General features: G+C 69.0%; 9 protein-coding genes. 3 read left to right on the forward strand and 6 right to left on the reverse strand.

Annotated elements, in window-relative coordinates; genetic code table 11:
- Positions 1 to 42 precede the first annotated feature (42 nt).
- Positions 43 to 546: a DUF6328 family protein gene (locus VGB75_10440; GenBank protein ID HEY0167448.1), complete on the forward strand. Its 504-nt coding sequence runs from the start codon at positions 43 to 45 to the stop codon at positions 544 to 546.
- Here the strand turns inward: VGB75_10440 and VGB75_10445 are convergent, their stop codons facing one another.
- On the reverse strand, positions 547 to 2,376 hold the full coding sequence (locus VGB75_10445) for a hypothetical protein (GenBank protein HEY0167449.1): 1,830 nt from the start codon (positions 2,374 to 2,376) through the stop codon (positions 547 to 549).
- A 245-nt stretch (positions 2,377 to 2,621) separates the two neighbouring features.
- On the opposite strand from VGB75_10445, the gene VGB75_10450 reads away from it, so the two are divergent.
- Both VGB75_10450 and VGB75_10455 read left to right on the forward strand, forming a co-directional pair.
- A complete protein-coding gene (locus VGB75_10450; GenBank protein HEY0167450.1) occupies positions 2,622 to 5,573 on the forward strand; it encodes a glycosyltransferase in 2,952 nt (983 codons plus the stop codon).
- Between the two features lie 2 nt (positions 5,574 to 5,575).
- Complete coding sequence (locus tag VGB75_10455; protein HEY0167451.1) at positions 5,576 to 6,661, forward strand: phytanoyl-CoA dioxygenase family protein; 1,086 nt, start codon at positions 5,576 to 5,578, stop codon at positions 6,659 to 6,661.
- Here VGB75_10455 and VGB75_10460 read toward each other — a convergent pair.
- From VGB75_10460 to VGB75_10480, 5 genes are all read right to left on the reverse strand, one after another.
- Positions 6,584 to 8,143 carry a polysaccharide pyruvyl transferase family protein gene (locus VGB75_10460; GenBank protein ID HEY0167452.1) on the reverse strand — a complete coding sequence of 520 codons (1,560 nt, stop codon included), beginning with the start codon at positions 8,141 to 8,143 and terminating at the stop codon, positions 6,584 to 6,586. The genes VGB75_10455 and VGB75_10460 overlap by 78 nt on opposite strands.
- Positions 8,144 to 8,239: 96 nt before the next feature.
- Entirely contained in the window at positions 8,240 to 8,959 is a 720-nt protein-coding gene (locus VGB75_10465) for an aspartate/glutamate racemase family protein (GenBank protein ID HEY0167453.1), read from the reverse strand.
- A complete protein-coding gene (locus VGB75_10470; protein ID HEY0167454.1) occupies positions 8,956 to 10,287 on the reverse strand; it encodes an FAD-dependent oxidoreductase in 1,332 nt (443 codons plus the stop codon). The genes VGB75_10465 and VGB75_10470 overlap by 4 nt, the downstream gene beginning before the upstream one ends.
- A 7-nt stretch (positions 10,288 to 10,294) precedes the next feature.
- On the reverse strand, positions 10,295 to 11,128 hold the full coding sequence (locus VGB75_10475; GenBank protein ID HEY0167455.1) for a family 3 encapsulin nanocompartment shell protein: 834 nt from the start codon (positions 11,126 to 11,128) through the stop codon (positions 10,295 to 10,297).
- 75 nt (positions 11,129 to 11,203) lie between these two features.
- Positions 11,204 to 12,061 (reverse strand): methyltransferase domain-containing protein, encoded by an 858-nt coding sequence (locus VGB75_10480; GenBank protein ID HEY0167456.1) that lies wholly within the window; start codon positions 12,059 to 12,061, stop codon positions 11,204 to 11,206.
- Between the last annotated feature and the right edge of the window lie 30 nt (positions 12,062 to 12,091).

Consider the following 12,091-nt stretch of genomic DNA (forward strand, 5'->3'; position numbering starts at 1 on the left):
GTGCCAGGCTGGGCTCCCGCCGCCGAAGAAGGGATCTCCACCGTGGCAGAAGCTGAGGACTCCGGTTCCAAGCGCCGAGACGAGTCAGAGGCCGACAGGCTCGATCGCAACTACGGCGAGTTGCTGCAGGAACTGCGGGTGGCTGAGACCGGTGTGCAGATCCTGTTCGCCTTCATGCTCTCGATCGCGTTCCAGGAGCGGTTTCAGAGCCTGGACGACGTCCAGCGCACCATCTACGTGATCACCCTGCTGTTCTGCACGCTGTCCATCGCGCTGCTGGTCGCGCCGGTGGCCTTCCACCGGCTGGTGTTCCGGCAAGGCCTGAAGGACGAGTTGGTGCTCATCACCAACAAGCTGGCGCTGGCTGGCACCACCTTCCTGCTGCTGGCAGTGCTCAGCGGCGTCCTGCTGATCTTCGACCACGTGGTCGGACGGGTCTTCGCCATCGTGGTGACCTCGCTGCTGTCCGTGGTGTTCATCAGCCTGTGGCTGGTCCTGCCGCTGCAGCGCCGAAGGGCCGACGAGCGCCAGCAGGATCGAGCCTGATCACCCCGTCGACAGCGTCAGGGCGCTGAATCGGACGGAGCCCGCCTCGTTGAAGGCGATGGCCGGGCAGGAGAAGTCGCCGAGGTAGCCGGCCGGCCATCCGGCCGCCGCCGGCATCCTGACTATCAGCGGGCCGCCGGCCAGCGCCCGGGGCACCCGGTAGGAGGCTTGGCCGCAGCTGACTGTCAACGGCGAGAAGCTCTTGTCCACCGCGCGGCCCAGCCTGATCAGCGGGTTGACCTGGCTCGGCGTGAACGACATCACCAGCAGCTGGCGCGCGCCGACCTCGGGCAGGTCGATCCTGGCCCCTCTGGCGAGCGTCCGAGCCGGCATGGCAGTCGCGGGCCGGCATCGGTCAGTGGACTTTCTCAGCAGCAGCCAGCGCGCGTCGGACAGCTCGGGGCGGTAGCCGCACACCTCGGTGAGGACATATCGCGGTGAGTCCCACAGCGGATTGCGCCCGTCGATCGCGCCGACGGCCGAGCGGAGGACTCGCTGATCGCCGGCCGCGCGGCTGAGGGCCTCAGCATTGCGCCGGTCCAGGCCGAGCGTGTAGGCGGCGTAGGTCTGGAACACCGGAACGGGCCGCCACGTCAGGTCATAGGCCCAGGGCAGCGACGACTCGAACGAGTCCACCGCCACCGGGTGATCGGCCACCGCCGCCCTCAGCTCACCGGACAGCCCGTACGCCTGCTGGGCCTGGCGCTGCGCCTGGCTCAGGGTGGCTTTCTGGTACCGGGCGTCGGTCACCACCTGGACCCGGTCCGCCCACGCTGCCATCGCCTGAGACGGTTCGGTCGGCAGCCAGCTTCGTGCCGCCAGCAGCACGGTCACCACGAGAACAGCTGCCCGAAACGCCAGGTTTCCAGCGGGGTCCCTGACGGCTAGGCCTGTGACGATGCTCTTGGCTGTGCTCGCGCTCTTGGCGGTGTTCGCGGCGCTGCCCCTGGCGGCCAGAGACCACGCCAGCACCGGCGCCGCGGTGAGAAAGAAGAACGGGTTGCGCCCAGGTTGATGCCGGCCCGCCACCTCCCGGAAGCCGAGGTACAGCAGGAGCGCTGACACCAGCAGCACTCCGATCAGGGGCCGCAATCCCTCAGCACGCCAGCTGCGGACGAAGTACCCCCCGATCACGGCCACGACAGCGCCCAGCACCGCATAGGGCAGCACGTTCGGCTTGTCCTCCAGCGCCATCGCCTCGGTGTAGCCGGCCGCGATCTGCACCGAGCCTGCAAACCAGCCGGGGTAGTCGGTCAAGGCCTGGCCGGCGAGCAACCAGGCCAGCGTGGTGGCGAGCAGCCAGCTGAGCCCGGCCACCGCGGCCTGCCGGCCTTTATGACCGGCGCCGAAGGCGAGGCACACCGCGGCGATCGCGGTGGCCACGACGCCGACCGAGAACTTGACCTGAACCAGCACAGCGGCCTCGGCCGCGAGTGTCGGGGGCAGCCAGCCGTGCTGACCGGGCGGCCGCTCAGCGCTGAGGTAAAGCAGCGCAAGGGCGCCGGTCGCCATCAGCAGCACCGCGCTCATCGAATTGGCCTGGGCGATCAGCGCGACCAGGCCGGCCGCCGCGACCGCTGCCCGGTTCACCGTGGTGACCCGGCGGAACAGGTAGGAGAAGGCCAGCCACGCCAGGCTCACGGCAAAGACCGCGAACACCGTCCCGAGCACCAGGTTCGCCCGGCTGGTCGCGTGGGGATGATCGAGAAACCCCCAGGGCCCCATGGTGAAAAGCAAATCCGGGCCGAACCTCAGCCCCTGCCGAGGGGCCAGGTTCAGCGCTGTCATCCAGCTCGGATCAAGCCCGGCTCCGGGCGTGATGGCGCTCATCGGGGCAGTCAGGCTCACGCAGGCCAGCAGCATCGCCGCCGGCAAACCGGCTGACTCGCCAGCCGCACGGCGCAGCGACGCGAAGGCCGACCGGCCCGTTGATACCGCCCGAGGCGACCTCGCGGTGTTAGGTTGCGCCTTATCTGCGGTTTGCACGCTGGCTGACGATACCGCTCGTCTACCCGGCCGCAGCCGATGAACATCAGCCCAGTCGATTGAGCAATCGAGGGACGGAGCGACGAACGGTGCACGCTGTCACCATCGCGGCGCGCAACTACCTGGCCATGGCCCGCACCCTGGCGCGTTCGTTCCTGGCCTGCAATCCCGACTCGCACTTCAGCGTGCTGGTGGTTGACGCGCTGCCCGGTGAGATACCCAGCACGGACGGCTTCGAGGTGGTGACGCCCCACGAACTCAGCCTGGAGCCGGCCGAGTTGAGCAGGATGGCGTTGCTCTACGACATCACCGAGCTCTCGACCGCGCTGAAGCCCTGGGCACTGGAATTGCTGCTCGACCGCGGCGCCGACGTCGCGGTCTACCTGGACCCCGACATCTACGTCTACAGCGCGCTGGACGAGATCGAGCGTGCCGCCCTCGACAGCACCATCCTGCTCACCCCGCACACGGTCAGCCCGATGCGCCGGGACAGCCTGCGGCCATCCGAGGCAGACATCATGGGCGCCGGCGTCTACAACTTGGGTTTCATCGCCGTCAACAAGGACGCGCGCGCCATGCTGGGGTGGTGGCAGGAGCGGCTGCGCCGGGACTCGATCTCAGCGCCTGAGCAGATGCTGTTCACCGACCAGCGCTGGATCGACCTGGTGCCGGGTTACTTCGACCACGGCGTGCTGCGCGATCCGGGCTACAACGTCGCGTACTGGAACCTCGACAGCCGCCGGATCGAGTGGGACGGCCAGGCCTACCAGGTCGATTCCCGGCCGTTGCGGTTCTTCCACTTCAGCGGCTACAACCCCGACACGCCCTGGATTCTGAGCAAGTACGTCGCCGACCGTCCCCGGGTCCTGCTGAGCGAACACCCGACTGTTCGGCGACTGTGCGATGAGTACGCGGCCGCTCTCAAGCACGAAGGCTTCGACCGGTCACTCGGCACGCCCTACCGCTTCGGCCGTCTCAACGACGGCACGGCCGTCACCTCGATGATGCGTCGCGCCTACCGCAGCGCGGTGGTCGAGGCCGAGCTGGCCGGCGACCCCTACCCGCCGATGCCCTTCCGCGACGATGACGCCGACGTGCTGGCCTGGTTCAGCGCGCCGGTGGCCGAGGGCAGCTGGGTCAACCGGCTGGTGGAAAGCCTGTGGCGCAACCGGCCTGACCTTCAGCTGGCCTTCCCCGACATCTTCGGCGTCGACCAGGCGCCGCTGCTGGCCTGGTGCCTGACCTCGGGGGTGCGCGAAGCGCAACTGTCAGCGGCGCTGCTGCCCACCGAGGCGCTGGCTGCCAACGGCGCCCTACCGGTCATCAGCTCCGACGTGCTCGGGGTGAACCTGGCCGGTTACTTTCGGACCGAGACCGGCGTCGGCCAGATCGGGCGGTTGCTGGCCGACGTGGTGCGGGCGACCGGGCTGCCCTATGTCACCCTCACCAGCGCCCGGACCTTGAGCCGCCAGCAGGCCGCGTTCACCGAAGAAGTCAGCGAAGTCCGCTACCCCATCACCATCGCCTCGATCAACGCCGACCAGTTCCCGCTCTGGGCCAGCGAGGCAGGAAGCTCGCTGCTGGCGGGGCGGCACACTATCGGCGTCTGGGCCTGGGAAGTCGAGGACTTCCCCGACAGCTTCGACACCGCCATCGAATTGGTCGATGAGATCTGGGCGATCTCGGAATTCGTCCGGACGGCGATCGCCCGCAAGACCGACAAGCCGGTGTATGTGATCCCCTATCCGGTCCCGGAGCTGCCCCGGACCGCGGAGCTGGACCGGGATGCGCTCAGGCTGCCGGATCGGCCGTACCTGCTGTATATGTTCGACTACTTCAGTGTCTTTGAAAGGAAGAACCCGGTCGGCCTGGTCGAGGCGTTCACCGCTGCCTTCGCCGACGGCCAGGGCCCCGAGCTGGTCATCAAGAGCGTCAACGGAGAGCGTTTCCGCAGTCAACGCGAACAACTGCTCAGCGCCTGCCGTGGGCGTTCGGACATCCACCTCATCGAGGACTACCTCGACGCCGACGTGGTCGGGTCGTTGATAGCGCACTGCGCGGCCTACGTCTCGCTGCACCGGGCTGAGGGCCTGGGGTTGACCATGTCTGAGGCGATGTCGGCGGGCCGGCCCGTGATCGCCACCGGTTACTCCGGAAACCTCGACTTCATGAACGACGAGAACAGCTTGCTGGTCGGATACGAGCTGGCCGAGATTCCGGCGAGCGCGCGCCCGTACGGCCCGCCGACCCGGTGGGCCGAACCGGACCACGCCGAGGCGGTCCGCCACCTGCGCTGGGTGTTCGAGCACCCCGGCGAGGCCGAGCGGCTGGGAGCGCGCGCTCAGGAGGTCATGCGCAGCAGCCACGGCCTCGATCGCAGTGTCCGCTTCGTGATGGAACGGGTGCGGCAGATCGAGCAGTCCCTCAACGCCGAACCGCCAGAGCCTGCTCAGCCGGCGCCGGTCCCGGAATCCAGACCCACGCTTGCCCTGCGCGCCTGCCACCGGCTGCTCGACACCCCCTTGCAGGTGCGGACCCGGCCCGGCGGCCTGTCCCGCGCGTCCCGATTCTTCCAGCGAGCGCTCAACCGGCTGCTGGCCAGCCATGACGAGCAGCTCAACATCCGTCTCAACGCCATCCTGGACGCGACCGACGCCGTCTCCGAGCACGTCGAGCAGGAACTGGACTCCGCAGTCGAGGGCCTGCGTGAGCGCCTGAGCGAGGTGCGGCAAACGGTTGCCCAGTTACAGGCGGCCGCCGGCCAGCAGCACAGCGCCATCTCGGGCCTGCAGTCGCTGGTGGCCAGCATCGGCGCCCATCACCAGGCCCTTGCCGAGCGCACCGACGTGCTGAGCACCATGGCGGCCGAGGCCGGCGCCGAGAGCACCGCCCAGACCTCCCGGCTGGACGCTCTGAGCGAGCTCGCCGACGGCGCTCGGCTTGGCATCGAAGGGCATCGCCGGCAGTTGGTCGACGTCGTTGAGCGCCTGGACGCGATGGCTGCGCAACTGACCCAGGCAAGCCCCGAGGAGATCCAGTGACCATGACGCAATCCGATTCGCCGCAGGCCCACATCTCCGACGAGCAATGGGATCAGTACTTTCGGCAGGGCTTTCTGCACCTTGGCCGGCTGGTGGACGCCGACGAGCTTCAACGGTTGTGCGCTCGGGTCGATGACCTGGCTTTGGGTCAGGTGGTGAACCCGCAGGTCCAGGTGCAGCTGGACACCGGCGGCCGTTACGAGGATCTGCCGGACGTGACGGCGCAGCCGGCCGCCGGCACCTTGCTGTACCGCAAGGTGCAAGGCCTGGAAACCGACGAGCTGTTCCGCTCGGTGCTGCGCAGCCCGGTGCTCGCCGAGATCGCCGCGCACCACTACGGCCCCCACACCTCGGCATCGCTGTTTCGAGCGATGGTGATGAACAAGCCCGCCGCGCAGGGCACCGTGCTGCCCTGGCATCAGGACGGCGGCGACGTCTGGGCGCTCGACCGCGACCCACTGATCACGATCTGGATGGCGCTGGACGACGCGACGGCCGCCAACGGTTGCGTGGAGGTGATCCCGGGCAGTCACCGGCTCGGCCTGGTGAGCGCCCAGGGCAGCACCCTCAGCGACCAGGACGCGCAGCGGCACTGCCCGCAGGATCAGGTGCTGCCGCTGGAAGTGCCGGCCGGGCACGCGGTGCTCATGCACAATTGGCTCATTCACCGGTCGGGAGTGAACCCGACGCCGATGCCGCGGCGAGCCTTCACCGCCTGCTACCTGGACTCGCGCACCCGCAATATCCTCACCGGCGAGCACTTCCCGCTGATCCTTGGCGCCTCAACCGGCCCTTCGCATCCCTACCTCGACCTGCTGCGCGAGGAGCAGGCCGCCCAGGCGGCGAGCGCGGACTCAGCAGCCGAGTACGCCCTGAGTTTGAAGGCGGACAACGCCGTGCTGCAGGAGTCGATCAGGTCAGCGACCGAGTACGCGCGCAGCCTGGAGGCCGAGGTGGCCCGGTTGCGAGCACCGGTCGCTGCTCCGCCGCCGCCCGCGGGGGTGGCTGAGCTATCGTCGGCTCTGGCCAAGGCGGGTCTCCAGCGCGGCCGCGTGCTGCTCCGCCGTTTCCGCTCGGTCGAGCAGTGACGCCGCGTACTGCTCGGCGATCTCGGCCCTGCGCAGCAGCGAGCGCACGTAGGGCTCGTGGCGTTCGGCCTGTTCCTGCAACGACAACGCGTACCGCTCGGCCTGTTCGGCTTGCTGCCTCAGTGCTGACCGCTCGCTGAGCGCGGCGCCCAGCTCGGCCTCGGAGAGTTCGATGAAGTCCGGCAGCTTCGGCTCGGACCACTGCGGCCTGATCGGCTGGCCCCCCGGCGCGAGCTCGCCGTCGACCAGTCCGGCGAGCAGTGCCCCCAGCCGAACGCTCGCCTGCTCGCCAGCGTCGGTCGGCAACTGCGCGGCCAGGTGGCGACGCTGCCCCCACAGTTCGGTGGCCGCCGGCAGCAGTCGGCCGGCGACGGCGTTCTCGACCGACAACCGCCAGTCGGCCATGCCGTAGTGGCTCAGAGCGCCGATTCCTTTCATGGCGGTGTAGGCGTCCTGGTGCAGAAAGAGCATCGGCGTCTGGCAACTGCCGGCGAACACCACCGGGTGGTAGCGGCTGCTGATCACCAGCTCAGCCCGGCGGCAGTACTCGATCGCCTGCGACGCCGACGGCAGCGGCACTACGACGGCCGTGCGGTCACTGCCCAGCTCGGCCAGCCGCGCGTCGAAGGCGGCAGCGACCCGGTGCGCGGCGGCGACGTCCTGAAGCGGCGCGCCACCGAGGTCACCGGCGTGAGGCACCAGCACCACGCCGGCGCCGGTCAGGTGGCTGTGCTCGGCCAGCTGGACGGCGATGGCGCTCAACGCGCCATCGCCGAGGTCGTTGAGGGTGACGGCGAGGAACGGGGGCCGCAGATCTCCGGCATCACCAGTGCCAAGCGCGGCGTCGGCGGGCGAGGCCTCTGAGCAGAGCGCCGCCGCGTCGTCGTTGCCCAGCACGAGCCGCTCCCCCGGCACGCCCAGAAGCTGCGCCAGGGCATAGGACCACTTCTCGCGGACGCCCACCGCCACGGCGGCGTCGAGCAGCTCGACCACCAGTGGTCGCACTTCGGCGCCGAACCGCGGCCCGATGCTCTGGCCGGTGAGGGCCATCGGCACGCCTAGCCGGCGGGCCAACCGGCTCAGCGCCACCCGCTCGTAGACCAGCGCCGGCCAGGACTGGCTGAGGTTTCCGCCGCCGGCGATGACGAGGGCGGTCGCGCCGGACATGAGCTGACGAAGCCGCTGGCCGGGACCGGGCGCGGTGACCGCCAACGAGTCGAGTTCGGCCAGCATCGCTGCCCGGCTGGCTTCGTCGGGGCAGTCCTGGAAGCCGAAGGGCGCAGTCGAGGGATGGCCGAACCGGGCAGCGGCGCTCTGTGGGCTTGCCGACACCACAGTCCAGTCGGCGTCGATCCCGGCGCGTTCGGCCGCCGCCAGCAGCCCGAACAGCATCGCGTCGTCTCCGACGTGGTAGTCGGCGACGCTGCCCACGTCACCGGCCACCAGCAAGCGTGGCCGGGGCCTGTCAGGATCGGTTGGCACGGGAGGAGCTTAGCCAGCCGCGAGCCCCGCCCGCCCGGCTCGCCGTGACGGCCATGACATCCCAGACCTCAGAGCAGGCGCCACGGCCGTGCGCGGTCAGCGGTAAGGGTGGCGGGTGAGCGCGGCATGCACCATGTTCGTCAGCGTCACGATGTCGAAGACGGGCAGTCCGAGGCGCTGCTGGATGTCATGGGCGAACGGGACCAGGTCGGTGCACTCGATCACCAGGGCGCCTAGGTCGGGGTTGGCCCGCGCCAACTCCTCGACCTGGCTGAGCACGTCGGCTTTCAGCCGCTCGACGTCGAGCTCGACCCGGCGCCCTTCGAGCATGACCTCCCGAAACTCGGTCGAGGACTCCATCCCGATGACGCAGACTTCGACGTCCTGGGCCCCGATGGCCGCCAGGTGCCGCGGCGTCAGCGACACCTGCTTGGCCACCAGCAACCCGACCTTCCGATCGGCGGAGATCATCCGGCGCACCATCGGCAGCTGGGTCAGGCTGGAGGCGAACAGCGGAACGGTCACCGCGTCGGCCAGCTGCTTCTGAAACAGCACCAGGAAGCCGCAGCCGGTGGTGATGGCGGCTGCGCCGCGCGCCTGCAGCTTCTGGGCGGCCCGGCAGAACGGCTCGATCAGGCTCGGATCGGCCTGGGTGACCACCCGCTCGGCGGTGGCGCCCCGGACGACCTCGTAGAGAACCGGAAAGCCGAAGGTGCTCCGATTGCGGATGTGTCCCGGGATCTTGGTGAAGATGGTCTCCAGGCCGATCACCCCGATCGGCGCGCTGGACGGGCTGCCGGAGAGGGCGGCGGTCATCGGAGTCCTCCTACGGGCTGGGCGGCGCGGGGACGCAGCCAGGGCGGTGGCGTGTTGTAGCGGTCCAGCCGGAACGGCGCCAGGTCCATCGACGGCTGGCTGCCCTCGATCAGCTGAGCGACCAGCTGCCCGCCCACCGGAGTCAGGCCCATGCCGCTGTGGCCATGGCCGGCGGCCACGGTGAGGTTGTCATAGGCCGGCGCCCGGCCGATGAACGGCAGGCTGTCCGGGGTGCAAGGCCGCAGCCCGGCCCACACCTGCAGCGTCTCGGTGCGTGACATGGCGGGCAGGTGGGCGTGCACGGTCTGCAGCATGCGCCCGACCCGCCGCCGCGAGATCGAGGTGTCCATGCCGCTCAGCGCCATGTCGCCCCCGTAACGCAGCTGATCGGTGAACGGCCGCACCGCGACCGTCCCCTCCACCAGCAACACCAGTCCGCGCGGGGCGTTGTCGGGCCTGCGCACCGTGATGCTGTAGCCCTTGATCGGCTGCAGCTCAAGATTGACATCCAGCAGCCGCGCGAGCGTCCCCGACCAGCTGCCCGCCGCCACCACGATCTCGCGCGGGCGGAAGTCCCCGCGGTCGGTGCGCAGGCCCAGAACCGTGCGCCCGGACACCTCGAAGCCCTCGACCGCGCAGTTCTCGACCAGGTCGACGCCCATCTCGGTCAGCGTCCGAGCCAGCGAGACGATGAAGCTGGGCACTCGCAGAAAGCCGGCGCCCTCGTTGTACAGCGCGCCGGCGATGTCGAACTCGGTGTCCGGTTCCAGCGCCCGCAGCTCGTCCGGTTCCAGGACGCGCAGCCGCACCCCGGCGGCCAAGGCCCGTGGCAGCGCCTGGCGAGCCCGTGCGAAGGCGTCGGCTGTCTTGTAGGCCTGGACCACGCCGGTCGCGGTGAAGTCAGGGTGCGGCAAGTCGCTGACCCGCAAGCCGTGCAGGATCTCCAGGCTGCGCCGCTTGAGCTCGGCCATCACGCTCGCGCTGCGCCGGACCTGCTCCGGCCGGCCCGCCCGGTGCAGCTGCCACAACCAGTGCAACCGCCGGCGGTCCAGGGTCGGCGGCAGCGCCAACCGGTCGTCCGGCCGTAGCGCCGAGAGCAATCCGCGGCGCAGCACCGCCGGTCCGGCCAGCGGAACACCGCCGTTGGCCACGAAACCGGTGTTGCCGTACGAGCAGGCCACCGGGTCGCCCACCGCGTCCCGGTCGAGCACGGTGACGGTGTGCCCCGCCAGGCGCAGGAAGTAGGCGCACCAGAGCCCGGCGGCGCCGCCCCCGATCACCAACACGTCCGGCTCGTGGGACGAGCCGGTCAGCGGCCGGTCGGGCACCGTGGGCCTACAAGGTCACCAGGTAGAAGGTGAACGGCAGGTTCACCACCACCCGCTCGTAGATCTCGGCCTTCACCGCGATGCCGGGTCGGTTGAACGTCCCCGGTGGCGGCTCGGCGAATCGGATCGTCGACCGGCCGGCGTCAAAGAGCTCCGCGCCATGGCCGAAGTCACCGACCAGCGCCGTGCCGGGCTCCACGAGGCGAGTCCGGACGATGAACACGCCATTGCGTTCCAGCGTGTCCATCAATCGGCTGCTCTCCAGGTACCGGTAGTAATCAACCGGGTTGAGGACCAGCCCGTCCGCGGTGCAACCCATCTGCTCGATCTCGTCGCAGGCCGCCATGATCGTCGAGGTGAACGGCGCCTTGGAGGTGATCCGAGGGATCTGCGGCATACTCAGCAAGCCGGTCTCACCGCACAAGATCGTGTAGTTCTCCGCGGTGCACAGCCGGATGATCAACCGGTAGTTGATGAAGGACTCGAAGGCGTGCGCGTCCTGCCACAGGCCGTCGGGCACCTGCACCCACGCCGTGGTGGTCAGCAGTTCAGGGATGGGCGACAGGTGAAAGTGATTGGCCAGCTCCCGCCGTTCCTGGCCGAACGTCACCTCAGGGTCTCCGGGCTGCCGGGTGGTCTCGTGCCAGTAGAGCTGCCTGGGGTCTTCGGACAGGTTGACGATCTTGAGCATGTTCCGGACCGGAAAGCGCGGCTTACGGCGCAAGCTGGGCAGCGCGTCGGTGACGGTCACATCGAAGTCGACCACCGCGTCGAGGCCGTCCTTGCGGTAAGCCTCGAAGAAGTGGCGACCCGGCGACATCTGCGACCGTCGATCGGCCACGACCTCGCCGAGGGTCCGTTTGACGGTTATGGTTTGTGGGATTGACATGTCTTCCTCTCGATTCGCACAAGGTGATCAGGTGGTGGCGCCGGCCGGCTTGCGGGCGACGAAGACGCCCCAGCCGAATTCGCCACGGTCGATCGCCAGCTGTATCTCCGAACACGAGCCGGCGAAGGCGAGAATCCACTCCCGGGCCGCCGGGTCGTCAGTGGCTTGGGCTCGCTGGATCGCCACGGTCCGGAGCACGCCGTAGGTCTGCCTGATGTGGGTCACCAGGTTGCGTGCCGACAGCACCTGGAAGCCGGCGCGCTCCAAAGCGGCCTGGTAGTCGAGGAAGGAGTAACCGCTGCTCCAGCGAACCCGGTCATAGACATGGGTACGGGCCTGCTCGCTGATGTCCTGCTTCGGTTGCAGGAAATCGGAGAATGCGAAGACGCCGCCAGGCGCCAGCACCCGGTAGACCTCTGCATGACTACGCGGCTTGTCCGGCACCAGGAACAGCGCGTCCTGGCTGACCACATGGCTGAACGTGCCGTCGGCATAAGGCATCTTCGTCGCCGAGCCATGGGTGAAGGCCAGCTCAAGACCGGCCCGCCGCTCGGATGCCGACTGTCGCTGGGCGAATCTCACCCGCTCCAGACTCAGATCCAACCCCTCACCCCGGCAGCCGTAGCGCTGTGCCAGGTGAAACAGGAAATTGCCGCAACCACAGCCGACATCCAGCACATAGGACTGCGAGGTGACGCCTGCCTCGGCGGCGAGCAGGTCAGAGGTGCGTTCAGCCGCCGCCCGGTAGTCCTCGTCCTCGGGACCGGCGAAGTAACCGGTATGCAGCACGCCCTCGCTGTCCCAGAAGCTCAGATAGGTCTGGGTGGTCTCGTCGAAGAAGCCCTCCACGTCATGCTCGGTGAAGGACTGGCCGGTGGTGGTCATGATCTTCCTTTCTCCAACGTGCGTGTGCGC

It is taken from the genome of Jatrophihabitans sp., assembly GCA_036399055.1.
Lineage (GTDB): Bacteria > Actinomycetota > Actinomycetes > Mycobacteriales > Jatrophihabitantaceae > Jatrophihabitans_A.

Excerpts from the sequence above, each read along its gene's own strand:
- VGB75_10455 (HEY0167451.1), top strand. The coding sequence starts at position 5,576 with ATGACGCAATCCGATTCGCCGCAGGCCCACATCTCCGACGAGCAATGG.
- VGB75_10445 (HEY0167449.1), bottom strand. The coding sequence starts at position 2,376 with ATGAGCGCCATCACGCCCGGAGCCGGGCTTGATCCGAGCTGGATGACA.
- VGB75_10465 (HEY0167453.1), bottom strand. The coding sequence starts at position 8,959 with ATGACCGCCGCCCTCTCCGGCAGCCCGTCCAGCGCGCCGATCGGGGTG.
- VGB75_10480 (HEY0167456.1), bottom strand. The coding sequence starts at position 12,061 with ATGACCACCACCGGCCAGTCCTTCACCGAGCATGACGTGGAGGGCTTC.